We start from the raw sequence: 26,149 nt of genomic DNA, 5'->3' as shown, positions 1-26,149 counted from the left end.
ACCCCCGACCCCATGGAAACCCCCCAGCCGGACACCCCCCAGCCAGGGCCGTACGACCTGCTCGGCGTCGGCATCGGCCCGTTCAACCTCTCGCTCGCCGCACTCGCCGAGCCCGTCCCCGGCCTGCGCACGCTCTTCTGCGACCAGCGCCCGGAATTCCGCTGGCACCCCGGCATGCTGGTCGACGGGGCCCGGATGCAGGTGCCGTTCCTCGCCGACCTTGTCTCGCTGGCCGACCCCACCAACCCCTGGTCCTTCCTCAACTACCTGCGCGAGCAGGACCGGCTCTTCCCGTTCTACTTCGCCGAGCGCTTCCAGCTCGCCCGCCGCGAGTACGACCACTACTGCCGCTGGGCCGCCGAACGCCTCGCCAACTGCCGTTTCGCCACCGAGGTCACCGCCCTGCACTGGGACGGCACGCTGTACCGGGCCGAACTGCGGGACACCGCGAGCGGACGCGTCCACACCGTGCACGCCCGCAACCTGGCACTCGGGGTCGGCACCCGGCCCGTCCGGCCCGAGGCCTTCACCGCCCTCGACGGCCATCCGCAGGCCTTCCACTCCGCCGACTACCTCGACCGCCGCGACGCCCTCGACGGCGTCGGCGACATCACGGTGATCGGCAGCGGACAGTCCGGCGCCGAGGTCTTCCTCGACCTGCTCCGCCGCCGTACCGGGGACGGCACCCGGCTGCGCTGGCTCACCCGCACCCGGGCCCTCGCCCCCATGGAGTACTCCAAGCTCGGCCTGGAGCACTTCACCCCCGACTACACCCGCTACTTCCACGGCCTGCCCGCCGAGGTCCGGGACACCCTGGTCGAGGCCCAGTGGCAGCTGCACAAGGCCGCCAGCGCCGAGACCCTCGCGGAGATCCACGACCACCTGTACGAGCGGACCATCGGCCTGCCGATCGACACCGCCCCGGTCGAGATCACCCCCGGCACCGCCGTCACCGACGCCCGGCCCGGTCCCTGCGGCGGCCTCGAACTGCGCTGCCGGCACACCGACTCCGGCGCCGAGCACGTGCTGCGCACCGACGCGGTGGTGCTCGCCACCGGGTACCGCGCCGCCCGCCCGGCCGCCCTGGAACCGCTTGCCCACCTGATCGACTGGGACGGGGCCGGCCGCTATCGGGTCGACCTCGAACACCGTGTCGCGACCCTCCCCGAACTGACCGGCGGCCTGTACGTTCAGAACGCCGAACTGCACACCCACGGCGTCGGCGCGCCCGACCTGGGTCTCGGTGCCCATCGTGCCGCCGTGATCCTCAACGCCGTCGCCGGCCGGACCGTCCACCGGCTGCCCACCCGCACCGCCTGGACCGGCTTCGCGCCACCGGCGACAGCCGCCGCGGCGTCCGCCGGGCCCGGCGGACGCACCGGCTCCGGCGACCGCACCGACCCCGGCGGACGCACCGACACGACCGCCCCCACCGACTCCACCGTTCCGCGACCCCAGGAGTGGACCCGTGCCGCAACCGCCGGCCGCTGAACCGCCGCTGTACCTGCCCCCGCAGCTCGCCCCCGGGCACTGGCAGCGCGCGAGCCGGGCACTGCTGGCCAAGATGCTCGGCGAGTTCGCCTACGAGGAACTGATCACACCCGTCCCGGCCGACCGCGACGGCGCCTACCTGCTCCGGCTGCCCGAGGCCGAGTACCGCTTCACCGCCCGCCGCGGCGCGTACGGCGGCTGGCAGGTCGACCCCGCCACCCTGCAGTGCCAGAACCCCGAAGGCCTCGACCCGCTGCGCTTCCTCCAGTACGCCCGGCACACCCTCGGCCTGCGCGGCGACACCACCGGCCACCTGATCCGCGAACTCACCGCCACCCTGATCGCCGACGCCCACCAGCTCGCCACCGCCCCCACCGCCGCCGAGCTCGCCGACCTCGACCACGCCGAACTGGAGGGCCGCCAGACCGGCCACCCCTGGATCGTCCCCAACAAGGGCCGGATCGGCTTCTCCGCCACCGACGCCGCCCGCTGGGCCCCCGAGGCCCGCACCCCGCAGCCACTGCCCTGGATCGCCGTCCACCGGCGCCTCGCCCAGTACCGCGGCATCCCCGGCCTCGCCGAGCCCGAACAGCTCTACGCCCGCGAGCTCGACGACCCCGACGCGCTGCGCGCCGCCCTCGGCCCGGACGCCGACGACTACCTGCTGCTGCCCGTCCACCCCTGGCAGTGGGACGAGACCGTCGTCCCGCTGTTCGCCCCCTGGATCGCCGGCGGCGAGATCGTCCCGCTGCCCTCCGACGGCGACCTGCGGCTGCCCCAGCAGTCCATCCGCTCCTTCTTCAACCTCAGCCGGCCCGAACGCTGCACCGTCAAACTGCCGCTCGCCATCCTCAACACCCTGGTCTGGCGCGGCCTGCCCACCGAACGCACGCTGGCCGCCCCCGCCGTCACCGCCTGGATCCACGGGCTGCGCCAGGCGGACGCCTTCCTGCGCGACGACTGCCGGGTGATCCTGCTCGGCGAGATCGCCTCCGTCACCGTCGACCACCCGCTCTACCGCGAACTGCCCGAGGCGCCCTACCAGTACAAGGAGCTCCTCGGCGCGATCTGGCGCGAACCGCTCGGCCCCCGCCTCGACCCCGGTGAACGCGCCCGCACCCTGGCCGCGCTGCTCCAGACCGGCTCCGACGGCCGGGCCCTCGCCGCCGAACTGATCACCCGCTCCGGGCTCACCCCCGCCGCGTGGACGGCCCGGCTGTTCGCCGCGATGCTCCCACCGCTGCTGCACTTCCTCTACCGCTACGGCCTGGTCTTCTCCCCGCACGGCGAGAACGCCATCCTGGTCTTCGACCGGCACGACACCCCGGCCCGGCTCGCGGTCAAGGACTTCGTCGACGACGTCAACCTCAGCGACCAGGACCTGCCCGAGCTGCGCGACCTGCCCGCCGAGGTCGGCGAGGTCCTGCTGCGCGAGGACCCGCAGGGCCTCTGCCAGTTCCTCCACTCCGGCCTGTTCATCGGCGTCTACCGCTACCTCGCGCCGCTGCTCGAAGCGCAGACCGGGCTGCCCGAGGCCGAGTTCTGGGAGCTGCTGCGCGCCGAGGTGCTCCGCTACCAGCGGCGGTTCCCCGAGCTGCGGGAGCGCTTCGAGCTCTTCGACCTGTTCCCGCCCCGGATCGACCGGCTCTGCCTCAACCGCAACCGGCTGCTCCTCGACGGCTACGGCGACCGCCCGCACCGCCCGCACGCGGCCCGGCACGGCACCGTCCCCAACGCGCTGGCACCCCGGGGCGCGGACGTGCTGCCCGGGCGACGGGACCGGATTGTCACCCCCGCCCCGTAGGCTGGGAGGGTCATGACGAACGACTCCGAATCCCAGCTCCCCGCCGACGCCGCCGAGGACTCCGAGGAGGCTCCCGAGGCCTCCGAGGCCGAGGTCGCCGCCGTCCCGCGGGCCCGTATCCCCGAGCTGCTGCACGCCGCCGTGGCGGCCGTCGGCGGCGTCGAGCGGCCCGGCCAGGTCCGCATGTCCGAGGCCGTCGCCGACGCCGTCGACAGCGGCGAGCACCTGCTGGTGCAGGCCGGCACCGGTACCGGCAAGTCCCTCGCCTACCTGGTGCCGGCCCTCGCCCACGGCGACCGGGTGGTGATCGCCACCGCCACCCTGGCGCTGCAACGCCAGCTGGTGGAGCGGGACTTGCCGCGCACCGTCGAGGCGCTGCACCCGGCGCTGCGCCGCCGCCCGCTGTTCGCGATGCTCAAGGGCCGCTCCAACTACCTCTGTCTGCACCGCGCCAACGAGGGCACCCCGAGCGACGAGGGCGAGGGCCTCTTCGACCCGGTGGACGCGCTCGGCGGCCCCACCGGCAAGCTCGGACAGGACGTCCTGCGGCTGCGCGACTGGGCGGACGAGACGGAGACCGGGGACCGCGACGACCTCACCCCAGGCGTCTCCGACAAGGCCTGGGCCCAGCTCGCGGTGACGTCCAAGGAGTGCCTCGGCGCCACCCGCTGCGCCTACGGCCAGGAGTGCTTCGCCGAGAAGGCCCGGGAGCGGGCCAAGCTGGCGGACGTGGTGGTCACCAACCACGCCATGCTGGCGATCGACGCGATCGAGGGCGCGCCGGTGCTGCCCGAGCACGGGCTGCTGATCGTGGACGAGGCGCACGAGCTGGTCAACCGGGTCACCGGCGCGGCCACCGCCGAGCTGACGGTGGGCGCGGTCAACCGGGCGGTGAAGCGCGCGGCCCGGCTGGCCAACGAGAAGGCCGTGGACGCCCTCCAGGCGGCGGCCGAGAACTTCCACGGCCTGATGGAGACGGCCCAGCCCGGCCGGGTCGAGGAGCTGCCCGAGTACCTGGCGTACGCGGTCACCGCGATCCGGGACGCCAGCCGGCAGGTGATCACCTCGCTCGGCGAGACCCGGGACAAGGCGCTCACCGACGAGGACGCGGTGCGCAAGCAGGCGATGGCCTCCGCCGAGACGCTGCACGAGACGGCCGAGCGGCTGCTGGGGGACTCCGAGTACGACGTGGTCTGGATCGAGCGCAGCGACCGCTTCGGGATGGGCACCGCCTCGCTGCGGGTCGCCCCGCTGAGCGTCTCCGGGCTGCTGCGGGAGGGCCTGTACAAGGAGCGCTCGGTGGTGCTCACCTCGGCCACCCTCAAGCTCGGCGGGGATTTCACCGGCGTCGCCGCCTCGGTCGGCCTGCCCTCGGAGGCCCGGCTGCCGGACGAGCGGGGGCCGGCCGACGTACCCGAGCCGGCCTTCGGCGAGGACCCGGCGCCGCACTGGCGGGGCATCGATGTCGGCTCGCCGTTCAAGTACCCCAAGCAGGGCATCCTCTACGTCGCCCGGCACCTGGCCGACCCGGGGCGGGAGCCCGAGCGGCCCGACATGCTGGACGAGCTGGCGGAGCTGATCGGGGCGGCCGGCGGCCGGACGCTGGGCCTGTTCTCCTCGATGCGCGGCGCCCAGACGGCCGCCGAGGCGATGCGCGAGCGGCTCGACAACCGGATCCTGCTCCAGGGGGAGGACACCCTGGGCGAGTTGATCCGCGACTTCGCCTCGGATGCCACCACCTGCCTGTTCGGCACGCTCTCGCTCTGGCAGGGCGTGGACGTGCCCGGTTCGGCCTGCCAGCTGGTGGTGATGGACCGGATCCCGTTCCCGCGTCCGGACGATCCGCTGATGAGCGCCCGGCAGAAGGACGTCGAACAGCGCGGCGGGAACGGTTTCATGGCCGTCGCGGCCACCCACGCCGCGCTGCTGCTGGCGCAGGGCGCGGGCCGACTGGTGCGGGCGGCGGACGACCGCGGTGTGGTGGCGGTGCTCGACCCGCGGGTCGAGACCAAGCGCTACGGGAGCTTCTTCCGCTCCTCGATGCCGGAGTTCTGGTACACCACCGACCGCAACCAGGTGCGCCGCTCGCTGGCGGCGATCGACGCCTCGGCGGAGCCGGTCCGGCCGGTGCAGAAGCGGGGCTGAGGACGCCGGAGGGGCTCCGCGCGGTGTGCGTGGAGCCCCTTCCCGTGTGTGCGCGCGGCGGGCGCGCGGGCCGGCGCGGTGGGTGGTCAGAGCCGGCGCAGGACCGCCACGACCTTGCCCAGGATGGTCGCGTTGTCGCCGTTGATCGGCTCGTAGGCCGGGTTGTGCGGCATCAGCCAGATCCGGCCGTCCTCGCGCTTGAGGCGCTTCACGGTGGCCTCGCCGTCGATCATCGCGGCCACGATGTCGCCGTTCTCGGCGACCGGCTGGCGGCGGACGGTGACCCAGTCGCCGTCGCAGATGGCCGCCTCGATCATCGAGTCCCCGCGCACGGTCAGCGCGAACAGCTCGCCCTCGCCGACCAGCTGGCGCGGCAGCGGGAAGACGTCCTCGACCGTCTGCTCGGCCAGGATCGGCCCGCCCGCGGCGATCCGGCCGACCAGCGGGACGTACGAGGTGGACGGCCGGCCGGCCGTCTCGGCGGTGTTGGGGCGGGCCACCTCGACGCCGCGCACCTCGTAGGCGCGGGGGCGGTGCGGATCGCGGCGCAGGAAGCCCTTGCGCTCCAGGGCCATCAGCTGGTGGGCGACCGAGGAGGTGCTGGAGAGGCCGACGGCCTGGCCGATCTCGCGCATCGACGGCGGGTAGCCCCGGCGCTGGACGGAGTCCCGGATGACCTCGATCACCCGGCGCTGGCGCTCGGTCAGCCCGGCCTCGTCGGTGCGGATGCCGGGGGGGCGGCCCGGCATCGAACGGGTGGGAGCAGGGTGCCCGTCGTCCAGGACGGGGGCGTGCTCGATGGGCTGGTCGGGAACCCGGCTCGGGCTGGAAACGGCCGGGCCGGAGAGGCGGTGGTCTTCGCTACGGTCCATGCTGATGTCCACGCTCTGCTGATTCGTGGTGCGCTGCCCCACCTTGAGCTGGGAGTGCTCCTGCACCGGGATGGTGTTGCTTTCGATCGTGTTCACGGCGGCCCCTCTCGACGGCTGTCCTCTCCCCTTTTCCAGCCCAACGGCACCTCCTATCGAAAGGTTGCGCCAAACACACGTTCGAGTGAATTATTCGGGAGTTGGCTGACTCGATCAAGGCTTTGCTGTACATCGATTAAATGTTCGACCGAAAGTCGGCCCCGGCAGTCTAATCCGCGCCGACACGCCAGGGGTGCCGCCTCCCCCGAAGACCTAGATGTAGTGGCTACAGTCCACATCGTGCCCAGTACTAGTGGTCACGTCGCATGATCAGCTTGCCGAGGCCGGGTCGACATCGCGTAGACTCGACGAGTCCGCACGTTCTGCCCGGGAGGGATCTTTCAGGTGCACTGCCCCTTCTGCCGGCATTCCGACAGCCGCGTCGTCGACAGCCGGACCACCGAGGACGGCAGCTCGATCCGCCGCCGTCGGCAGTGTCCGGACTGCGGCCGCCGCTTCACCACGGTGGAGACGGCCGCGCTGATGGTCATCAAGCGCAGCGGCGTCACCGAGCCTTTCTCCCGGGAGAAGGTCATCTCCGGAGTCCGCAAGGCCTGCCAGGGCCGACCGGTCACCGAGGACGCGCTCGCCCAGCTCGGCCAGCGGGTCGAGGAGTGCGTGCGGGCCACCGGCAAGTCCGAGCTCACCACCCACGACGTGGGGCTGGCCATACTCGGACCGCTCAAGGATCTCGACGTGGTCGCGTTCCTGCGCTTCGCCAGCGTGTACCAGGCGTACGACGGACTGGAAGACTTCGAGGCCGCCATCGCGGAGCTCCGCGCCGAGCGGCCCGTCCCCGAGGCGGACGGCACCTGCGTGCCGGTTCCCGCCGCCGCGCCCTAGGAGGCCCGGCGCAGTACCAGCGGCCCTTCGGGGCTGCCAGCCACACCGGCCCCACGGGGCCGAAGCATGCCCGGAAACGGGGCACAGAACACCACAAACCGTGCGGGAACAGGCAGGTCGTCGCCTGTCCGCACACCGGAAGACGAACCAGCGGTGCCCGGACTTTTCAGGGCACTTTGGGCGTTTGCCCAGGAGGAGGAGCGAGAAGTGACAGACACCACGAGCGGTTCCGCACGCGGGTCGAAGTCCGACAAGGCCGCGGCCAAGGGCGCCGGCAAGGCGCCCAAGGGCGGTCTGCGGATCGAGCGCATCCACACCACCCCTGGCGTCCACCCCTACGACGAGGTCCGCTGGGAGCGGCGCGACGTCGTCATGACCAACTGGCGCGACGGCTCGATCAACTTCGAGCAGCGCGGCGTCGAGTTCCCCGACTCCTGGTCGGTCAACGCCGTCAACATCGTGACGTCCAAGTACTTCCGCGGCGCGGTCGGCACCCCGCAGCGCGAGTGGAGCCTCAAGCAGATCATCGACCGCGTGGTGCTCACCTACCGCGCCGCCGGCGAGAAGAACGGCTACTTCGCCACCCCCGGTGACGCCGAGGTCTTCGAGCACGAGCTGACCCACGCCCTCCTCCACCAGGTGTTCAGCTTCAACTCGCCGGTCTGGTTCAACGTCGGCACCAAGCAGCCCCAGCAGGTCAGCGCCTGCTTCATCCTGGCCGTCGACGACTCCATGGAGTCGATCCTCGACTGGTACAAGGAAGAGGGCATGATCTTCAAGGGCGGCTCCGGCGCCGGCCTCAACCTCTCCCGCATCCGCTCCTCCAAGGAGCTGCTCTCCTCCGGCGGCAACGCCTCCGGCCCGGTCTCCTTCATGCGCGGCGCGGACGCCTCCGCCGGCACCATCAAGTCCGGTGGTGCCACCCGCCGCGCGGCCAAGATGGTCGTGCTGGACGTCGACCACCCCGACGTCGAGGCCTTCATCGAGACCAAGGTGAAGGAGGAGGAGAAGATCCGCGCCCTGCGCGACGCGGGCTTCGACATGGACCTCGGCGGGGACGACATCACCTCCGTCCAGTACCAGAACGCCAACAACTCGGTCCGCGTCTCCGACGAATTCATGACCGCCGTCGAGAACGGCACCGAATTCGGCCTGCGCGCCCGGATGACCGGCGAGGTCATCGAGACCGTCGACGCGAAGAAGCTCTTCCGCAAGATGGCCGAGGCCGCCTGGGCCTGTGCCGACCCGGGCATCCAGTACGACTCCACCATCAACCACTGGCACACCTGCCCGGAGTCCGGCCGCATCAACGCGTCCAACCCCTGCTCCGAGTACATGCACCTGGACAACTCCAGCTGCAACCTCGCCTCGCTGAACCTGATGAAGTTCCTGCGCGACGACGACTCCTTCGACGCCGAGCGCTTCGCCAAGGTCGTCGAGCTGGTCATCACCGCGATGGACATCTCGATCTGCTTCGCCGACTTCCCGACCGAGAAGATCGGCGAGACCACCCGCGCCTACCGCCAGCTCGGCATCGGCTACGCCAACCTCGGCGCGCTGCTGATGGCCACCGGCCACGCCTACGACAGCGAGGGCGGCCGCGCCCTGGCCGGCGCCATCACCTCGCTGATGACCGGCACCGCGTACCGCCGCGGCGCCGAACTCGCCGGTGTCGTCGGCCCGTACGACGGTTACGCCCGCAACGCCGCCCCGCACCAGCGGGTCATGCACCAGCACGCGGACGCCTCCCGGGCGGCCGTCGCGCTGGGCGACCTGGACGCCCCCGTCTGGGCCGCCGCCACCGAGACCTGGGGCGACGTGCTCCGCCTCGGCGCGGAGAACGGCTTCCGCAACGCGCAGGCCTCGGTGCTCGCGCCGACCGGCACCATCGGCCTGATGATGGACTGCGACACCACCGGTGTGGAGCCCGACCTGGCGCTGGTCAAGTTCAAGAAGCTCGTCGGCGGCGGCTCGATGCAGATCGTCAACGGCACCGTCCCGCGCGCGCTGAAGCGCCTCGGCTACCAGGCCGAGCAGGTCGAGGCGATCGTCGCCCACATCGCCGAGCACGGCAACGTGGTGGACGCGCCCGGGCTGAAGCCCGCGCACTACGAGGTCTTCGACTGCGCGATGGGCGAGCGCTCCATCTCCCCGATGGGGCACGTGCGGATGATGGCGGCGATCCAGCCCTGGATCTCGGGCGCCATCTCCAAGACGGTGAACATGCCGGCCTCCGCGGACGTCGAGGACGTCGAGGAGATCTACTTCGAGGCGTGGAAGATGGGCGTCAAGGCGCTCGCCATCTACCGCGAGAACTCGAAGGTAGGCCAGCCGCTGTCGGCGAAGAAGAAGGACGACGAGGCCAAGGCGGAGTCCGCCCCGGCCGCGGTCGAGAAGGTCGTCGAGTACCGGCCCGTCCGCAAGCGCCTGCCCAAGGGCCGCCCGGGCATCACCACCTCCTTCGCGGTCGGTGGCGCCGAGGGTTACATGACTGCCAACTCCTACCCGGACGACGGCCTCGGCGAGGTCTTCCTGAAGATGTCCAAGCAGGGCTCGACCCTCGCGGGCATGATGGACGCCTTCTCCATCGCCGTCTCGGTCGGCCTCCAGTACGGCGTGCCGCTGGAGACCTACGTCTCGAAGTTCACCAACATGCGCTTCGAGCCGGCCGGTCTGACCGACGACCCGGACGTGCGGATGGCGCAGTCGATCGTCGACTACATCTTCCGCCGCCTGGCGCTGGACTTCCTGCCGTTCGAGACCCGCTCCGCGCTGGGCATCCACTCCGTCGAGGAGCGCCAGCGCCACCTGGAGACGGGCTCCTACGAGCCGCTGGAGGCCGAGGAGGAGCTGGACACCGAGTCCCTCGCCCAGTCCGCCCCGCGCGCTGCCGCCGCCCCGGCCGCCCCGGCCAAGCCCGCCGCGGTCGAGGCCCCCAAGGCGGCCCCGGCGCAGGCCCACAACTCGACGGAGCTGCTGGAGATCCAGCTCGGCCTCAACGCCGACGCCCCGCTCTGCTTCTCCTGCGGCACCAAGATGCGCCGCGCCGGCAGCTGCTACCTCTGCGAGGGCTGCGGCTCCACCAGCGGCTGCAGCTGATACCGGGCTCGACCCCGGCCCTCACCTGGTGAGGTGACCTGCCGTTGAGGCGGGGCGAGGACTTCGTGTCCTCGCCCCGCCTCTTCTGCATGCGCACGGGCGGGCGGCTCCCCGGAGGTGTCACGGCGGAGGCGGGGGCGGGGTGACCGAGGTGCGGGGGAGGGGTCGTGGTTCGGTGTACGCAGCGTGAATGAATGAGACTGACCGTCAACTCTCCAGTTGAGGCCACATCCTCAATAGATATGATCTGCCGACTGCGTGAACCGATCAGCCGCCCGGAGACGTTTAATCACGTCGGCCGGGCGGTCGCGCATTCGCCCGTCCGCTGTCGGCGTCAGTCCGTCGACGCCCGCCGCCGCTGCCGAGGACCGCACCGATGAGAGAACGCACCAGCACCGATGGCGCGTCGCCCCGGCGGCCCGCCGCGCGTACCGCGGCCCTGACCGCGGGGGCCGTCCTGCTGGCGGCGGTCGCCGCGCCGGTGGGCGTCCGTCGGGCGCTGGCGGCCCATCAGCCGTTCACCGCCGCCGCCGTGTGCGCGGTCGCGGTGCTCTGGCTGATCGCGGTCGGCCTCGCGGCGGCCGGTGCCGAGCGCTCCCGCCGGCTGGCGGCCGACCTGGCCGGGCAGCAGGCCGAGACCATGGCGGGCCTGGTGGCGGTCGACGCCGCCCGGAACGCCCAGACGGCGGCCCGCGCCGATGCCGCCGCCGCGCGCGCCGAGCGGGACGCCGCCCGGGAGGAACTGGCCCGGGCGGGCGCCGAGGTGGCGGCCGCCCACGCCGAGCTGGCCCGGCTGCGGGCGGAGGCCGAGGAGGAGCGGGCCGCGCGGGCCGAACTGGACCGGCTCGCCGACGAGGTCCTGCCCGAGGTGGTGAAGAGGCTCCGCGACGGCGCGTCCGTGGACAGTGCGCTCGCCGGGCACCGTACGCACCCCCAGTACGCGCTGCTGCGCGTCGTCGCCGACGAGGTCGGGAAGGGCGAACGGCTGCGGGCCGCCGCACTCGCGGTCTGCGCGACCGCCGCCGGCCGCGTCCAGGCGCTGGCCACCAGCATGCACGCCGAGCTGCGGGAGATGCAGCACCGTCACGACGAGGAGGTGCTGGGCGATCTGTTGCGCCTGGACCACTCGACCGCGCAGGCGGGCCGGATGGCCGACAGCATCGCGGTGCTCACCGGCGCCCGCTCGGGGCGGCGCTGGGCGAAGCCGATCGCGGTGGAGTCGGTGCTGCGCGGTGCGCTCGGGCGGATCGGCGCCTACCAGCGGGTGCGGCTGCACAACGCCAGCACCGCGGCCGTCGCCGGGTTCGCCGCCGAGGGCGTGATGCACGCGCTCGCCGAACTCCTGGACAACGCGACCAACTTCTCCGCCCCGCCGGCCGAGGTGCACGTCTACGTCGAGGAGGTGCCGGCCGGGCTGGTGATCACCGTCGAGGACAGCGGGCTGGGCCTGAGCGACAGTTGGCTGCGGCGGGCCGAACGGGCCGTGGGCGCGGAGCCGTTGGACCTCACCATGCTCTCGGCCGGTACCCGGCTCGGTCTCGCGGTGGTCGGTTCGCTGGCCCGCAAGTACGGTCTGCAGATCTCCTTCCGGCCGTCGGCGCGCGGTGGTACCGGGGTGGTGGTGCTGATCCCGCAGCAGCTGGTCGCCCACGTCGCTCCGGAGCCGGCCGCGGGGCCCGTCGTGACGACTGCGCCGGTGCCCGCGCCCCCGCGCCCGGCGGTGTCCGCGCGCCCCGCGCTCACCCCAGCGCTCACTCCTGCGCCCACCCCGGCGGCCGACCCGCCCGCCGCCGCGCCCGCCCAGGTGCCCGTGGCCGTCCCGGTCACCGAGAGCGGACTGCCGCAGCGCCGCCGCGGGCAGACGCTCGCGGCGACCACCCCGGCCGCGGCCCCCGCCGCGAAGCCGGCCCGCGCCGACGCGGTGGGCGCCGCCGCCCGGTTCGGCGCCTTCCGCAAGGCCGCACAGCAGGCCCGGACCCCCGTCGACACCCCCCGGTCCGGCACCACGGACACCCTCGGAACCACCGGCACCCCAGGCACCACTGGTACCTCAGGCACCACGGACACCACGGACACCACGGACACCACCTCCGACGCCTCCCCCGTCACCGAGAAGGACTCCTGATGAGCACCGCCACCGATCGCGACCTCGACTGGCTGTTGGACAACCTGCTGACCGCCACCCCCGGCACCCGGCACGCCCTGGTGCTCTCCGCCGACGGCCTCAAGCTCTGCCACACCGCGGGCCTCACCGCTGACCAGGCCGACCAGTTGGCGGCGATCGCCTCCGGAATGCAGAGCCTGGCGCACGGCGCCTCGATCGAGTTCGGCGACGGCAGCGGCGGTGTGCGGCAGTCGATGACCGAGTTCCACGGCGGCATCCTCTGCATCGTGGCGGCCGGCGAGGGCGCGCACCTCGCGGTGGTCACGGACGACGACGCCGACGTGGGCGTGGTCGGCCACAACATGCACGGCCTGATCGAGCAGATCGGGGTCCATCTCAGCGCTCCGGCCCGGGACACCGGGAACGCGGTGGCGGACGGGAGCGCCCCGGCATGAGCGGGCGGCCGGTCCTGCCGGGGCGTGACGACGACCCGGACCGCCTCTACACCATCACCCGGGGCCGCAGCCGTTCGCCGGAGAACGCCTTCGACCTGGTCACCCTGATCGTGGCCGAGCGCGAGCCGGTGCCGGGCATGCAGTCGGAGCACGCGCGCATCCTGCGGATGTGCGAGGCGCCGGTCGCCGTCGTCGAGGTGGCCGCCGAACTGGCGCTGCCGATCTCGGTGGTGAAGATCCTGCTCGGCGACCTGCTGGAGACCGGGGCGGTCACCGCCCGGCACCCCAGGTTCGCGCCCAACAAGGCCCGGTTGCCCGATCTCGACACGCTGAAGCAGGTGCTCCATGGACTCCAACAGCTCTGACGCCCCGGCGTCCCGGCGCACCCCGCTGCGTGGCACCGCCGACAACGCGCTGAAGATCGTCGTGGTCGGCGGCTTCGGGGTCGGCAAGACCACCCTGGTCGGCGCGGTCAGCGAGATCCGGCCGCTGAACACCGAGGAGACGATGACCAGGGCGGGCGAGGGCATCGACGACCCCTCGGACGCCTGGGGCAAGCGCTCCACCACCGTCGCCTTCGACTTCGGGCGGATCACCCTCTCCGCCAGCCAGGTGCTGTACCTGTTCGGCGCTCCCGGGCAGGAACGCTTCTGGTTCCTCTGGGACCGGCTGTTCAGCGGCGCGCTCGGCGCGGTCGTCCTGGTGGACACCCGGCGGCTGGAGGAGTCCTGGTACGCCATCGACCGGCTGGAGCACCACGGCACGCCGTTCATCGTGGCGCGCAACAACTTCGGCGACCCGACCCACACGCTCGACCAGGTCCGCGAGGCGCTCGACCTGCCCGCCGGCATCCCGTTGGTCGACTGCGACGCCCGCGACCGCGAGGACGGCAAGCGCGTGCTGATCGAACTCGTCCGCCACCTGGCCGCCCGGGTCGAGGCCCAGGCCGCCACCACCGCCGTGTACCAGGAGAGCACCCCGTGACCGAGCCCGCCGCCACCCCGCCCCCGGGCTGCCCGGCGCACGCCGGCGCCACCCCGCTGTACGGGCCGCGCTTCCAGACCGACCCCGCCCAGCTGTACCGCGAGCTGCGGGCCGCGCACGGCCCGGTCGCGCCGGTCGAGCTGGCCGGCGGCGTCCCCGCCTGGCTGGTGATCGGCTACCGCGAGCTGCAGCTGGTCACCGGCCAGCCGCAGCTGTTCGGCCGCGACTCGGCCCGCTGGAACGCCTGGGCGGACATCCCCGAGAACTGGCCGCTGAAGCCGATGATGGCCCCGGTGCCGTCGATCCTGTACGCCGAGGGCGAGGAGCACGTCCGCCGCTCCCGGGCCGTCACCGACGCGCTCGCCGCCATCGACCCGTACGAGCTGCGCAAGCACTGCGAGGAGGTCGCCGACCGGCTGATCGACGGGTTCGCGGGGCGCGGCGAGGCCGACCTGGTCGCCGAGTACGCCCACCGGATGCCGCTGCTGGTGCTCTGCCGGCTGCTCGGGCTGAGCGAGGAGCAGGCGCCGGTCCTGACCGAGGCGCTGCTGACGATGCTGGACGGCGGGCCGGACGCGCCCGCCGGAGCGCAGCGGCTGCTGGCCGTGATGCTCGACGTGGTGCGGGAGAAGGCGGAGCACCCCGGCAACGACATCGCGACCGCGATGCTGCAGCACGAGGCGGGCCTGGAGCACGACGAGATCATGCGGGACCTGCGGGTGCTGCTGATCGCCGGCCACCAGCCCTGCTCGTACTGGATCTCCAACGCGCTGCGGCTGATGCTCACCGACGAGCGCTTCGCCGCCTCGCTCTCCGGCGGTCGGCGCAGCATCAGCCAGGCGCTGAACGAGGCGCTCTGGGAGGACACTCCGACGCAGATCTTCGCCGGGCGCTGGGCGACCCGGGACACCCAGCTCGGCGGGCAGCGGATCGCCGCCGGGGACATGGTGCTGCTGGGCCTGGCGGGGGCGAACGCGGACCCGTCGGTCCGTCGGCCGGACGGCAGGCCGGCCGAGGGCAACCGGGCGCACCTGAGCTACTCGTACGGCGAGCACGGCTGCCCGTTCCCGGCGCAGGAGGCGGCCGAGGTGATCGCCACCATGGCGATCGAGGTGCTGCTGGACCGGCTGCCGGACCTGCGGCTGGCGGTGGCGGAGCACGCGCTGGTGTGGCGGCCGTCGGCCTGGGTGCGCGGGCTGGTGGCGCTGCCGGTGTCGTTCAGTCCGGGCTACTCGGTCTGAGCCTGCGTCCCGAGAGCCCCCGAGCCCCCGAGCCCCCGGGCCCCGGAGTCCCGGGTGTTCCCGGCGTTCCCGCGGCCGGGCCGGGCCGGGCCTGTGCTGTCCGGCGGCCCGCGCCCGCCCGCCCGTGCCGGCCCGTTTCAAGAACAGAGCGACCCAAGGAGAGCTGTGCCGATGACCGCCCCGATCGCCCTCGACCCGCTGGCGGGCGACAACGCCGCCGAGGGTGCCCTGCTGCGCGCCGCCGGCCCGGCGGTGGCCGTGGAGCTGCCCGGCGGGGTCGCCGCCTGGGCGGTGACGCAGCACGCGGCCGCGCGTGAACTGCTGACCGACGCCCGCCTGGTGAAGGACGCCGCGCACTGGGCCGCGTACCAGCGCGGCGAGGTACCGAAGACCTGGCCGCTGATCGGCCTGGCGGTGCCCGGTCCGAGCATGGTGACCACCGACGGCGCCGAGCACCGGCGGCTGCGGGCGCTGGTGGCGCAGGCGTTCACCCCGCGCCGGGTGGAGCTGATGCGCCCCCGGGTGGAGGAGACCACCCACGCGCTGCTGGAGGCGCTGGCGGCGGGCGAGCCGGTGGTGGACCTCAAGACGGCCTTCGCCTTCCCGCTGCCGATGACGGTGATCTGCTCGCTGCTCGGCGTCCCGGAGTCCGACCACGGCCACCTGCGCGACCTGTACGAGCGGTTCTTCGGCACCCGCCCGAACCCGGAGGGCATCCAGGCGACCATCGCCGGGCTGAACGCCTTCGTCAACGACCTGGTGGCGCAGCGCCGTTCGGCCCCCGGCGACGACCTGGCCAGTGTGCTGCTGGCGGCGGACACCGAGGGCGGGGCGCTGAGCGACGCGGAGGCGGCGGCCACCCTGCGGGTGATCATCGCGGCGGGGCACGAGACCACGGTCAACCTGATCGGCAACGCCGTCCGGGCGCTGCTGGCGCACCCGGACCAGCTGGCGCTGGTGCGCTCCGGCGAGATCGGCTGGGACGCGGTGGTGGAGGAGTCGCTCCGCTGGACGCCGCCGACCAGCAACTTCCTGTTCCGGTTCGCCGCCGAGGCGATCGAGGTCGGCGGGGTCGACGGGGTCGGCGGGGTGGTGATCCCCAAGGGCGAGCCGGTGCTGGTCTCGTACAACGCGATCGGCCGGGACCCGGCGCAGCACGGGGTGACGGCCGAGCTGTTCGACATCACCCGGGATCCGATCCGGCACCTGTCCTTCGGCCACGGTCCGCACGTCTGCCCGGGTTCGCCGCTGGCGCGCCTGGAGGCGGGGGTGGCGCTGCCGGCGCTGTTCGAGCGGTTCCCGGACCTGGCCCTGGCGGTGCCGGACGGCGAGCTGCGGCCGAGTCCGTCGCTGGTGGTGAACAGCCTGCGGGAGATCCCGGTCCGGCTGTTCTGACGACCGCGCCGGGCCGGCGGTCGGGCCGGTCCGAGGGCTGCGACGTCGCGAAGGCTGGGACGTTGCGAAGGCGGTGCCCGGCCCGCCCCGAGCGGGCCGGGCCGAGCGGCCCTGTCGGGCGCGCGGAGGCGCGCACGGACGGGTCACGAGTGGGGCACTTGCCGATGAAGGTCGAACGCGGACCTTGGCGGCGGGTGGCTGCTGCGTTAACGTCGTCAAACCGGCCAGCCCGCCGGGTACATGTCGATCTCCGGTACAGCGCACTGCCGTTCTGTCCCCCTGCGGGTCCGTCGCACTGCAGGGTCTGTCGTACGAGGCGTTCACGCCCTGGCGAGGAGGACCGCATTGACCCCCAGCCCGACCGAGCCGTCCACACGTTCCCGCCGCCGTCCGATCGCCGTTCCCGCCCTGCTGGCGGCGCTGGCACTGACGGCGGCCTGTTCCAACAGTTCGAGCAGTTCGGGCGGTGGCTCGGGCGGTACGCAGACCCTCGCGGGGGACTGCGCCAAGTACCAGCCGTATGCGGGCCATTCGGGCAGCACGGTGACCGTTTTCGCGTCGATCCTCAGCCCGGAGTCGGACAACCTGGAGAAGTCCTGGTCGGAGTTCGCCAAATGTACGGGCATCAAGATCAGTTATGAGGGGTCCAACGACTTCGAGTCGCAGCTCCCGGTGCGGGTGACCGGCGGCAACGCCCCGGACTTCGCGATCATCCCGCAGCCCGGCCTGCTGGCCCAGATGGTGAAGAGCGGCAAGGTGGTCAAGCCGCCCGAGCAGACCGCCGCCAACCAGGACAGGTGGAGCCCGGTCTGGAAGACCTACGGCTCGGTCAACGGCACGTTCTACGCGGCGCCGATGAGCGCCAACATGAAGTCGCTGGTCTGGTACTCGCCGAAGGCCTTCAAGCAGGCCGGCTACGAGGTGCCGAAGACCTGGGCCGATCTGATGGCGCTCAGCGACCGGATCGCCAAGGCCGGTGCCACCAAGCCGTGGTGCGGCGGCATCGCCTCCGGAACGGCCACCGGCTGGCCCGCCACCGACTGGCTGGAGGAGGTGGTGCTGGGCACCTACGGCGGCGAGGTGTACGACCAGTGGGTGAGCCACAAGGTGAAGTTCTCCGACGAGAAGATCACCACAGCGATGCGGACCATCGCGGACTGGATGCAGAACCCCGCCTGGGTCAACGGCGGGTACGGCGACGTGAAGTCGATCGCCACCACGACCTTCCAGGACGCGGGCGCGCCGATCCTCACCGGCAAGTGCGCCATGCTCCAGCAGGCCTCCTTCTACAAGGCGCAGTGGCCCAAGGACACCAAGGTCGGCCCGGACGGCGACATCTTCGCCTTCCACCTGCCGGCCGTGAACCCGGCGGTGCCCAACCCGGTGGAGGGCGGCGGTGAGTTCCTGACCGCCTTCGCGAGTCGGCCCGAGGTGCAGGCGGTGCAGAACTACCTGTCCAGCGCCGACTGGGCGAGCAGCCGGGTGAGGACCGCCACCGGCTGGGTCTCGGCCAACCAGGGCGTGGACAAGAGCCTGTACACCGACCCGATCGACCGGCTCTCCGCCGACGCGCTCACCGACCCGGCCGCGACCTTCCGCTTCGACGGCTCGGACCTGATGCCCGCCGCGGTCGGCGCCGGGCAGGAGTGGAAGTCGCTGACCGCCTGGTTCGCCGAGGGCCAGTCCATCCAGAAGACCGCCGCCGACATCGACGCGGCCTGGCCGCAGTAGCGGCCTTCCCCACCAGGACCACCTGTCGAGGGCGGTGCGGGGCCACCCACCCGCACCGCCCGCCCCTCTCTCCGTGCTCCGGGAGCTGCCTCCACCCCGATCCCGATCCCGATCCCGATCCCGTTTCCGTTTCCGTCTTCGTCTCGCTTCCGCTTCCACGTCCGCAGGGTGCTCTCCGCCCTCCGCAGGGAAAGGACCGCGCAGCCATGTCCCTCACCGCTTCCGCGCTCGCCGACGGCGCCTGGGGCGACGCGGCCGTCAAGTTCGGCAACAGCTTCGGCGCCATCGCGGGCTTCCTCGGCATCCTCCTGCTGGTGTTCCTCGCCGCCGGCCGGGCCACCGGCCGGATCGCCCGACCGCTGTCCGTGGCGGTCTTCCTCGGCCCGGCGGCGCTGCTGCTGCTCGTCGGCCTCGTCGTGCCGCTGGTGCGCACCGTCTACCTGAGCCTCTACAGCGACGACAGCAGCCGGTTCGTCGGCGGTGAGAACTTCGGCTGGGCGTTCACCACCGACTCGGTGCAGGAGGTGCTGGTCAACACCCTGCTCTGGCTGGTGGTCGCGCCGCTGGCGGCCACCGGCCTCGGCCTGGTGCTGGCGCTGCTGGTGGACCGGATGCGCGGTCAGGCGCTGTACAAGTCGCTGATCTTCATGCCGATGGCGATCTCCCTGGTCGGCGCCTCGATCATCTTCAAGTTCGTCTACGAGTCCCGTGATGCCTCGCAACAGCAGATCGGCCTGCTCAGCCAGCTCGCGATCGGCCTCGGCTGGGAGCACCCGCCGAACTGGATGCTCTCCCAACCGCTCAACACCTTCCTGCTGATGGCGGTCATGGTCTGGGTGCAGACCGGCTTCGCGATGGTGGTGCTGTCGGCCGCGATCAAGGCGATTCCGGACGAGGTCACCGAGGCCGCCCGGCTGGACGGCGCGGGCGGGGTGCGGCTGTTCTGGTACGTGACGGTGCCGATGATCCGCACCACGGTGGTCGTCGTCCTCACCACCGTCATGATCACCACGCTGAAGGCCTTCGACATCGTCCGCACCATGACCGGTGGCAACTTCGGCACCCAGGTGCTGGCCAACGAGATGTACTCGCAGTCGTTCGTGCAGTTCAACACCGGGCGGGGCAGCGCACTCGCGGTGATCCTCTTCCTGGCCGTGCTGCCGCTGGTGGCCTACAACATCGTCCAGCTGCGCAAGGAGCGTGGAGTCCGATGAGCGAGCGCCGCACACCCATCCGCCGCCGTCGCTCCAAGGGCGTCGCCGACGCCTCTCCCGTCGCCGACGCGGTGCCGGTCGCGGGTGCCCCGCCTGCCGCGGACGCCCGGCCCGTTGCGGATGCCCGGCCCGGCTCCGGTTCCGGTTCGGGTTCCGGTGACGGTTCCGGTTCCGGTTCCGTGCGGGACGTCCGCAAGGCCTTCAGCAGCCCGCTCGCCTCGGTCTTCGTGATCGCGGTGACGGTGCTGTGGACCATCCCCACCCTCGGGCTGCTGGCCACCTCGCTGCGCCCCAAGAAGGACGTCACCGCCGACGGCTGGTGGAACGTCCTCCTCCACCCCGACCTCGGGCTCTCCAACTACCACACCGTGCTGTTCGAGGGCGGCTCCGGCGTGAGCACCGGCCTGCTGCCCTTCCTGGTGAACTCGCTGGCGATCAGCGTCCCGGCGACCCTGTTCCCGCTGGTCCTGGCGGCGATGGCCGCGTACGGGCTGGCCTGGGTGCGGTTCCGCGGCAGCGACACGGTGTTCTTCGCGGTGTTCGCGCTCCAGGTGGTGCCGATCCAGATGGCGCTGATCCCGCTGCTGCGGCTGTTCTCCGGCGGTGCCCACCTGGGGCCGCTGACGATCATCCCGGCGGTGGACTTCAAGGGCACCTACGCGCCGGTGTGGATCGCGCACACCATGTTCGCGCTGCCGCTGGCGATCTTCCTGCTGCACAACTTCATCTCCCAGCTGCCGCGCGACCTGATGGAGGCGGCGGTGGTGGACGGCGCCTCGCACTTCAAGATCTTCCGTTCGATCGTGCTGCCGCTCTGCACCCCGGCGCTGGCCTCCTTCGCGATCTTCCAGTTCCTCTGGGTCTGGAACGACCTGCTGGTGGCGCTGACCTTCGCCGGCGGCACGCCCGAGGTGGCGCCGATGACGGTCCGGCTGGCGCAGCTGTCCGGCTCCTTCGGCGGGCGCTGGGAGCTGCTGACCGCGGGGGCGTTCCTGTCGATCGTGATCCCGCTGGCGGTCTTCTTCGCACTCCAGCGGTACTTCGTCCGCGGTCTGCTGGCCGGGTCCGTCAAGGGGTAGCCGGCTCCGGCACCACAGCGACACCGTGGTGCCGTTCGGGACGCGTCCGACGACTTTCGGACCGGCGGTGAAGGACCCGCTGCGGTACTCGCCGTACGGCTCCAACTGACCCCTCGGGGGCGGTCCGGACAGCCGGGCACTTCTGTCACAGCCCTGTGACGGAAGTGCCCGGCCATGTTTTTGAACCTGTTCAGAATGGTCTACAGTCGGCGTCAGTCGCGGCATTCGGCGCTCCCGCCGACGGACTGCCCCAAGGGTGGATTCCGCATGCCCGCAGACCTCTGAGGGGGAATCATGTCCGGCCTGCCCACACCCGCCCCGGCCGAGGCGCCGCACGGTCCCGACCCCTACCGGGCGCCGGCCGCGAAGGCGCCGCCACCCTTCTCCTGGCTGCGGCCCAGCGACCCCGGGCGCAAGGCGTCCGCAGGGCCCAAGGTCATCGGGGCGGCGGTGCTGACGGGCGCGCTGACGGCCTGGATGCTGGGCGACGGCCTGGGCGCCAACCTGCTGGTCTGCGCTGCGGTCGCCACCGCCGGCGCCGGGCTCGCCGCCCGGTCGGCGGGCCGCAGGGTGCGGGTCTGGACGGTCCTCTGGAGCGTGCTGGCGCTGACCCTGCTGGCCGTCCCCGCGCTGTCCGAGGCGGGCTGGCCGGTGGCCCTGTCGCTGGTCTGCGCACTGGCCCTGACCTCGCTCGCGCTGCACGGCGGCCGCCGCTGGCCGGGTGTCCTGCTGGCCCTGCCGGGCATCCTCTGGCAGCTCGTGCCCGGCCTGCGCTGGGCCCGGGAGGGGCTGCGCGGCCTCAGCGTGCCCGGCCGGGGCAGGCTGGTCCCGGTGCTCAAGGCGGTCCTGGTGGCCGCCGTCCTGCTGACCGTCTTCGGCTGGCTCTTCGCCAGCGCCGACGCGGCCATGGCGGACATGCTGTCGAGCCTCACGCCCTCCGTCGGCGTCGGTGAACTGCCGCTGCGGTTGGCGCTGTTCGTCCTCGGCGTGGCCACCTCGCTCGGCTTCGCCCACATCGCGGCCGGCCCGCGCCGCTGGGACCGGACGGCGGTCAAGCCGGGGCGGGAACGCGGACGCCTGGAGTGGGCCCTGCCGCTGACCGCGCTCAACCTGATGTTCGGTGCCTTCGCACTGGTGCAGGCCGTGGTGGTGCTCGGCGGCCGGGACTCGATCATGGACAACACCGGGATGAGCCGCTCCGAGTACGCCCGGCAGGGTTTCTGGCAGCTGACGGCCGTCACCGTGCTGACCCTGGTGGTGGTCGCCGTCGCCAAGCGCTGGGCGCCGCGCAGCACGCCCGGCGACCGCCGGCTGACGCGGATCCTGCTCGGTGCGCTCTGCCTGCTCACCCTGGTCGTGGTCGCCTCGGCGCTCGGCCGCATGTACTACTACGTCGACGCCTCCGGCCTGACCAGGTTGCGGCTCTGGGTGCTGGTGGTCGAGGTCTGGCTCGGCGCGGTCTTCCTGCTGCTGATCGCGGCCGGGCTGACCCGCTCGGCGGCCTGGCTGCCGCGCGCCGTGGTGCTCAGCGCCGCGGTCACCGCCGCCGTGTACGGGCTGATGGGCCCGGACGCGATCGTCGCCGAGCAGAACGTGTCCCGCTTCGAGCAGAGCCGGCAGATCGATCTGCGCAACGTCCGCGACCTCTCGCTGGACGCCGTCCCCGCCCTGGACCGGCTGCCGGACGACCGCCGGACCTGCGCGCTGGAACTGATGCGGATCGAGCTCGGGGCGAGGCCCTCGCCCTGGTACGCCACCAGCCTGGCGGAGTCCCGGGCCCGGGAGATCCTGGCCGACCGCCCGCTGCCGGACGCTTCGCCGGACGGCCGGAGCGCCTGCGACCGGGCCGGCCTGCGGGGCTACGGCCAGGTCCGGGAGTACTGAGGTCGGGGAGTACTGAGGTCCGGGAGTACTGAGGTCGGGGAGTACTGAGGTCGGGGAGTACTGAGCCGGGGGCAGGGGCGGCGGCCGGGATCGGGATCAGCGTCGGGGTCGGCGGCCGGTCCGCCGGGGGCGGTGGCCGGTGAAAGCGTGAGGGCCGGTCGGGAGCGTGGCGCTCCCGACCGGCCCTCGTACGTCACCTGTGCCCCTGCGTCCGCTGGTGAGCGGCCGTCCGGGTCAGTGCATCGCGATGCCGGACGCCTCCGACGGGAGGTCGCTGGCCTTCGCCTTGATCACGAAGACGGCGACCAGCAGGGCGACCCCGGCGAGCGCGGCGCCCGCGATGAAGCCGTGCGAAATGCCCTGCGCCAGGACCTCGTTGGCCGCACCCGTCCCCTTGGGGAACTCGTGCTTCTCCAGGAACTGCGCCTTCTGCTCCGGCGTGGCCGTGGCCATGAAGCCGGGCACCTGGAGCTTGGCCTCCGCCGTGGCGTAGTGCGCGAACACCGTGGTCAGGATCGACAGACCCAGCGAACCACCGATCTGCTGCATCGAGTTGAGCAGACCGGACGCGGCCCCGGTGTCCTCGCCGGCGACGCCCGCGACGGCGAGCAGCATCACCGGGACGAAGATCAGACCCATGCCGAAGCCGAAGACCACCGTGGGGCCGAGCACCCCGTCGATGTACCCGCTGTCCGAGTTCATCTGGGTGAGCCAGCTCAGACCGACCGTGACCATCGCGGCACCGGTGACCATGAACGGCTTCGGGCCGTACTTGGCCTGGAGGTTGGACGCGAGCTGCGCGGCGACGATGATCGACGCGCTGATCGGCAGGAAGGCGAAACCGGCCTTCAGCGGGCTGTAGTCCAGCGGGCCCTGCACGAACAGCGTCACGTAGAAGAAGATGCCGAACATGGCCGCGGCCAGGCAGAGCATCATCACCAGGCCGCCGGTGCGGTTCCGGTCGGAGAACAGGTGCAGCGGGGTGATCGGCTGCGCGGTGCGGTTCTCGATCACGAGGAACGCGGCCACCAGCAGCACGCCGGCCGCGAAGGAGCCCAGCGTGAGGGGGTCCGACCAGCCGTCCGAGGCGGCCCGGATGAACCCGTAGACCAGTCCGACCAGGCCCAGTGTGGAGGTCAGCGCCCCCGGCAGGTCGAAGCGGCCCGCCACGCGGTCCGACTCCGCGATGTAGCGCGGCGCGGCGACCGCGATCAGCACCGCGATCGGCACGTTGACGAAGAAGACCCAGCGCCAGTCCAGGTACTCGGTGAGCAGGCCGCCGGCCAGCAGGCCGATCGCCGCACCCGAGCCGGCCACCGCGGAGAAGACCCCGAAGGCCTTGTTGCGCTCCGGTCCCTCCTCGAAGTTGGTGGCGATCAGTGCGAAGGCGGTCGGCGAACATATCGCGCCGCCGATGCCCTGGAGCGCACGGGCGGCGAGCAGCATGCCGCCGTCCTGCGCGAAGCCGCCGAGCAGCGAGGCCAGGCCGAAGAGCAGCGTGCCGAAGATGAACACCCGGCGGCGGCCGAGGATGTCGCCCGCGCGCCCGCCCAGCAGCAGCAGGCCGCCGAAGGTCAGCGTGTAGGCGTTGATCACCCACGACAGGTTGGTGGTGGAGAAGTTCAGCGCGTCCCTGATCTGCGGCAACGCGATGTTCACGATGGTGGCGTCGAGGACCACCATCAGCTGCGTGGCCGCGATGACGGTCAGGGTGATGCCCTTGCGCCGGCCCGGGCCGCCTTGCGGTGGAGAGTTCTTGCTGAGCGTGTCGGAGATAGCCAAGTTATGCCCCCTGCTGGCTACTGCTTCGTATGCTGCGGACCCAAGGTCCGAGCGTTCCCGCGGCGTCCCGCAGGCTATGAAGGAACGGGATCGTTCACTACTCTGGACGATAGCCCTGATGAGATTGTGAACGCAAGCGTTCCCTAAGGTTGGTGACAATGGATCAGTTGGTGCGACGCCAGGCGGTGGGTCGGGTGGTTGGACGCGCGGCGGAGCGGTCGGGCGCGACGGCCCAGGCCGGGGCTCCGGCGGCGCAGGCCGCGGTTCCGGCAGCGAGGCCCGTGGCTCACTGTCCGATGAAGGTCGCGGCCGAAGTCCTGTCCCGACCGGCGCGCCGCCGGGGGAAGGCGCTGGAGAACGCGATCTTCGAGGCCACGCTCGACCAGCTCACCTCCGGCGGATACGCGCGGCTGACGATGGAAGGTGTCGCCAGTGCCGCGCGGACCGGAAAGGCCGCGCTGTACCGGCGTTGGGCGTCCAAGGTCGAACTGGTCATCGACGCCTTGGAGTCCACTCTGCCACGCCCTGCGGACACCCCCGACCTCGGGTCCGCCCGCGCCGAATTGCTGCTGCTCATCGGCGGTTTCACCGAGGCGATCAACTCCAGGGCCGGCGGGGCGATGCAGGCGCTGATGTCCGAGCTGGACCACGAACAGGCCGCGGTCTTCAAGGACTTCGTGGTGCAACGGGTGATCGAGCCGACCAAGCACACCATTCTGGACATCCTGCAGCGGGGAGCCGAGCGCGGGGACGTCCGCCCCGGCGCGGCCACGCCGCTGCTCGCCGACGTGGCGCCGGCGATGCTGATGTACCGGGTCAAGATCTGCGGGCGGGACATCGGGTCGGAGTTCGCGGCCGAGCTGGTGGACGAGGTGCTGATGCCGCTGATCGGCATGCCGGCAGGTGATCCGCCGCAGGCAGGGTGAACGGCGGCGGGCTCGGTGGGTGTGGTGGGCTCGGTGGGTGTGGTGGGCTCGGCGGTGCCGGTGGGTTCGGTGGGCGTGCTGGCGGGTGCGGCGGGCTCGGCGGGCGGGTGGAGGGGCCCGCGGGGCGGGGTGGGCCAGGCGGGCGGGCGCAACGGGTCGGGCGGGGTGCTCCGGCGCGGGGCTTAGGCTGGAGGTTGCCCCAGCTGAACGGATACCGCGATGCCCATCGTCCCGCCGACGCACTCCGTCGAGCGCTCGCTGCGCCGGGCCGGCGCCAAGATCGTCGTCGGCCTCGACGAGGTCGGTCGCGGCGCCTGGGCCGGCCCGGTCACCGTCGGCGCGGCCGTCACCGGCCTGCGCAAGCCCCCGGAGGGCCTGACCGACTCCAAGCTGCTCACCGTGCTGCGCCGCGAGGCCTTGGCGCCGGTCCTCGCCGACTGGGTCACCGCCTATGCGCTCGGTCACGCCTCGGCGCTGGAGTGCGACGAACTGGGCATGACGGCGGCGCTGCGACTGGCCGCCGTCCGCGCCCTGGAGGCGCTGCCGGTCGAGCCCGACGCGGTGATCCTGGACGGCAAGCACGACTACCTCGGCGGCCCCTGGCGGGTGCGCACGGTGATCAAGGGCGACCAGTCCTGTATCTGTGTCTCGGCCGCCTCGGTCCTGGCCAAGGTCCACCGCGACGGGCTGATGGCCGAACTTGGCGAGGAGCACCTCGAGTACGGCTTCGCCGACAACGCCGGATACCCGTCCCCGGTGCACCGCGCGGCCCTGGAGGAGTACGGGCCGACCGGACAACACCGGCTCTCCTGGGCATATCTGGATGGGCTGCCCAAATGGCGCCACCTGAAGCGGGAGCGGGCGATGGCCGGCGGCGCCGGAGGCCCTGGGGCTGCCGGGCCGGCCGACGAGCAGTTGACGCTCGGTTTCTGACATTCCGTCTGCTATTGCCCCGGGTGGGGGAGGTGCGGCGGGGTGTCCGAAGGGTGGGGCGCCCGTGCGTG

19 protein-coding genes are annotated in these 26,149 nt (G+C 72.3%); 17 read left to right on the top strand and 2 right to left on the bottom strand.

Annotated features, from left to right (window positions below):
- Positions 1-12 precede the first annotated feature (12 nt).
- From ACFVVX_RS30000 to ACFVVX_RS29990, 3 genes are read left to right on the top strand one after another with little or no spacing between them, the layout of a single operon-like run.
- On the top strand, positions 13-1,491 hold the full coding sequence (locus ACFVVX_RS30000; RefSeq protein ID WP_387950133.1) for a lysine N(6)-hydroxylase/L-ornithine N(5)-oxygenase family protein: 1,479 nt from the start codon (positions 13-15) through the stop codon (positions 1,489-1,491).
- A complete protein-coding gene (locus ACFVVX_RS29995; protein ID WP_387950131.1) occupies positions 1,469-3,295 on the top strand; it encodes an IucA/IucC family protein in 1,827 nt (608 codons plus the stop codon). Before ACFVVX_RS30000 ends, ACFVVX_RS29995 begins: the two co-directional genes overlap by 23 nt.
- 12 nt (positions 3,296-3,307) lie before the next feature.
- Positions 3,308-5,440, top strand: a complete 2,133-nt coding sequence (locus ACFVVX_RS29990) for an ATP-dependent DNA helicase (RefSeq protein WP_387950129.1) — start codon at positions 3,308-3,310, stop codon at positions 5,438-5,440.
- A gap of 86 nt (positions 5,441-5,526) precedes the next feature.
- Here the strand turns inward: ACFVVX_RS29990 and lexA are convergent, their stop codons facing one another.
- Positions 5,527-6,189 (bottom strand): transcriptional repressor LexA, encoded by a 663-nt coding sequence (gene lexA, locus ACFVVX_RS29985; protein ID WP_224281048.1) that lies wholly within the window; start codon positions 6,187-6,189, stop codon positions 5,527-5,529.
- Positions 6,190-6,753: 564 nt separating this feature from the next.
- Between lexA and nrdR the strand changes: the two genes are divergently transcribed.
- The 12 genes from nrdR to ACFVVX_RS29925 all read left to right on the top strand — a co-directional run bounded on the left by nrdR (position 6,754) and on the right by ACFVVX_RS29925 (position 22,437).
- Positions 6,754-7,251 (top strand): transcriptional regulator NrdR, encoded by a 498-nt coding sequence (gene nrdR / locus ACFVVX_RS29980; protein ID WP_387950127.1) that lies wholly within the window; start codon positions 6,754-6,756, stop codon positions 7,249-7,251.
- Positions 7,252-7,458: 207 nt separating this feature from the next.
- On the top strand, positions 7,459-10,350 hold the full coding sequence (locus ACFVVX_RS29975) for a vitamin B12-dependent ribonucleotide reductase (protein ID WP_387950125.1): 2,892 nt from the start codon (positions 7,459-7,461) through the stop codon (positions 10,348-10,350).
- 376 nt (positions 10,351-10,726) lie between these two features.
- Positions 10,727-12,475 carry a sensor histidine kinase gene (locus tag ACFVVX_RS29970; RefSeq protein WP_387950124.1) on the top strand — a complete coding sequence of 583 codons (1,749 nt, stop codon included), beginning with the start codon at positions 10,727-10,729 and terminating at the stop codon, positions 12,473-12,475.
- Complete coding sequence (locus ACFVVX_RS29965; RefSeq protein ID WP_387950122.1) at positions 12,475-12,909, top strand: roadblock/LC7 domain-containing protein; 435 nt, start codon at positions 12,475-12,477, stop codon at positions 12,907-12,909. Before ACFVVX_RS29970 ends, ACFVVX_RS29965 begins: the two co-directional genes overlap by 1 nt.
- A complete protein-coding gene (locus ACFVVX_RS29960) occupies positions 12,906-13,274 on the top strand; it encodes a DUF742 domain-containing protein (protein WP_387950120.1) in 369 nt (122 codons plus the stop codon). Before ACFVVX_RS29965 ends, ACFVVX_RS29960 begins: the two co-directional genes overlap by 4 nt.
- Positions 13,255-13,893: an ATP/GTP-binding protein gene (locus ACFVVX_RS29955; protein ID WP_387950118.1), complete on the top strand. Its 639-nt coding sequence runs from the start codon at positions 13,255-13,257 to the stop codon at positions 13,891-13,893. Before ACFVVX_RS29960 ends, ACFVVX_RS29955 begins: the two co-directional genes overlap by 20 nt.
- Positions 13,890-15,134, top strand: a complete 1,245-nt coding sequence (locus tag ACFVVX_RS29950) for a cytochrome P450 (RefSeq protein ID WP_387950116.1) — start codon at positions 13,890-13,892, stop codon at positions 15,132-15,134. Before ACFVVX_RS29955 ends, ACFVVX_RS29950 begins: the two co-directional genes overlap by 4 nt.
- A gap of 171 nt (positions 15,135-15,305) precedes the next feature.
- The gene (locus tag ACFVVX_RS29945) at positions 15,306-16,529 is read left to right on the top strand and encodes a cytochrome P450 (protein WP_387950114.1); all 1,224 of its coding nucleotides are present in this window, start codon (positions 15,306-15,308) and stop codon (positions 16,527-16,529) included.
- Between the two features lie 345 nt (positions 16,530-16,874).
- On the top strand, positions 16,875-18,260 hold the full coding sequence (locus ACFVVX_RS29940; protein WP_387950113.1) for an ABC transporter substrate-binding protein: 1,386 nt from the start codon (positions 16,875-16,877) through the stop codon (positions 18,258-18,260).
- Between the two features lie 206 nt (positions 18,261-18,466).
- Positions 18,467-19,474: a carbohydrate ABC transporter permease gene (locus ACFVVX_RS29935; protein ID WP_387950112.1), complete on the top strand. Its 1,008-nt coding sequence runs from the start codon at positions 18,467-18,469 to the stop codon at positions 19,472-19,474.
- Positions 19,471-20,553 carry a carbohydrate ABC transporter permease gene (locus ACFVVX_RS29930; RefSeq protein WP_387950110.1) on the top strand — a complete coding sequence of 361 codons (1,083 nt, stop codon included), beginning with the start codon at positions 19,471-19,473 and terminating at the stop codon, positions 20,551-20,553. Before ACFVVX_RS29935 ends, ACFVVX_RS29930 begins: the two co-directional genes overlap by 4 nt.
- A gap of 294 nt (positions 20,554-20,847) precedes the next feature.
- On the top strand, positions 20,848-22,437 hold the full coding sequence (locus ACFVVX_RS29925) for a DUF4153 domain-containing protein (protein WP_387950109.1): 1,590 nt from the start codon (positions 20,848-20,850) through the stop codon (positions 22,435-22,437).
- A 234-nt stretch (positions 22,438-22,671) separates the two neighbouring features.
- Here the strand turns inward: ACFVVX_RS29925 and ACFVVX_RS29920 are convergent, their stop codons facing one another.
- Positions 22,672-24,219: an MFS transporter gene (locus tag ACFVVX_RS29920; RefSeq protein WP_387950107.1), complete on the bottom strand. Its 1,548-nt coding sequence runs from the start codon at positions 24,217-24,219 to the stop codon at positions 22,672-22,674.
- Between the two features lie 158 nt (positions 24,220-24,377).
- Here ACFVVX_RS29920 and ACFVVX_RS29915 point away from each other — a divergent pair, with 158 nt between their 5' ends.
- Both ACFVVX_RS29915 and ACFVVX_RS29910 read left to right on the top strand, forming a co-directional pair.
- Complete coding sequence (locus ACFVVX_RS29915; protein WP_387950105.1) at positions 24,378-25,145, top strand: TetR/AcrR family transcriptional regulator; 768 nt, start codon at positions 24,378-24,380, stop codon at positions 25,143-25,145.
- A 219-nt stretch (positions 25,146-25,364) separates the two neighbouring features.
- On the top strand, positions 25,365-26,078 hold the full coding sequence (locus ACFVVX_RS29910) for a ribonuclease HII (RefSeq protein WP_387950104.1): 714 nt from the start codon (positions 25,365-25,367) through the stop codon (positions 26,076-26,078).
- Positions 26,079-26,149 lie beyond the last annotated feature (71 nt).

The sequence above is a fragment of the Kitasatospora sp. NPDC058170 genome (genome assembly GCF_042883905.1).
In the GTDB taxonomy this organism is placed as follows: Bacteria; Actinomycetota; Actinomycetes; order Streptomycetales; family Streptomycetaceae; genus Kitasatospora.
The sequence above is the reverse complement of the archived record's forward strand: the minus strand, read 5'-3'. Positions and strand labels throughout refer to the sequence as shown.

Coding starts and splice junctions, on each gene's coding strand:
- ACFVVX_RS30000 (WP_387950133.1), top strand. CDS start 13: ATGGAAACCCCCCAGCCGGACACCCCCCAGCCAGGGCCGTACGACCTG.
- ACFVVX_RS29990 (WP_387950129.1), top strand. CDS start 3,308: ATGACGAACGACTCCGAATCCCAGCTCCCCGCCGACGCCGCCGAGGAC.
- lexA (WP_224281048.1), bottom strand. CDS start 6,189: ATGCCGGGCCGCCCCCCCGGCATCCGCACCGACGAGGCCGGGCTGACC.
- ACFVVX_RS29970 (WP_387950124.1), top strand. CDS start 10,727: ATGAGAGAACGCACCAGCACCGATGGCGCGTCGCCCCGGCGGCCCGCC.
- ACFVVX_RS29965 (WP_387950122.1), top strand. CDS start 12,475: ATGAGCACCGCCACCGATCGCGACCTCGACTGGCTGTTGGACAACCTG.
- ACFVVX_RS29960 (WP_387950120.1), top strand. CDS start 12,906: ATGAGCGGGCGGCCGGTCCTGCCGGGGCGTGACGACGACCCGGACCGC.
- ACFVVX_RS29955 (WP_387950118.1), top strand. CDS start 13,255: ATGGACTCCAACAGCTCTGACGCCCCGGCGTCCCGGCGCACCCCGCTG.
- ACFVVX_RS29945 (WP_387950114.1), top strand. CDS start 15,306: ATGACCGCCCCGATCGCCCTCGACCCGCTGGCGGGCGACAACGCCGCC.
- ACFVVX_RS29935 (WP_387950112.1), top strand. CDS start 18,467: ATGTCCCTCACCGCTTCCGCGCTCGCCGACGGCGCCTGGGGCGACGCG.
- ACFVVX_RS29930 (WP_387950110.1), top strand. CDS start 19,471: ATGAGCGAGCGCCGCACACCCATCCGCCGCCGTCGCTCCAAGGGCGTC.
- ACFVVX_RS29925 (WP_387950109.1), top strand. CDS start 20,848: ATGTCCGGCCTGCCCACACCCGCCCCGGCCGAGGCGCCGCACGGTCCC.
- ACFVVX_RS29915 (WP_387950105.1), top strand. CDS start 24,378: ATGGATCAGTTGGTGCGACGCCAGGCGGTGGGTCGGGTGGTTGGACGC.
- ACFVVX_RS29910 (WP_387950104.1), top strand. CDS start 25,365: ATGCCCATCGTCCCGCCGACGCACTCCGTCGAGCGCTCGCTGCGCCGG.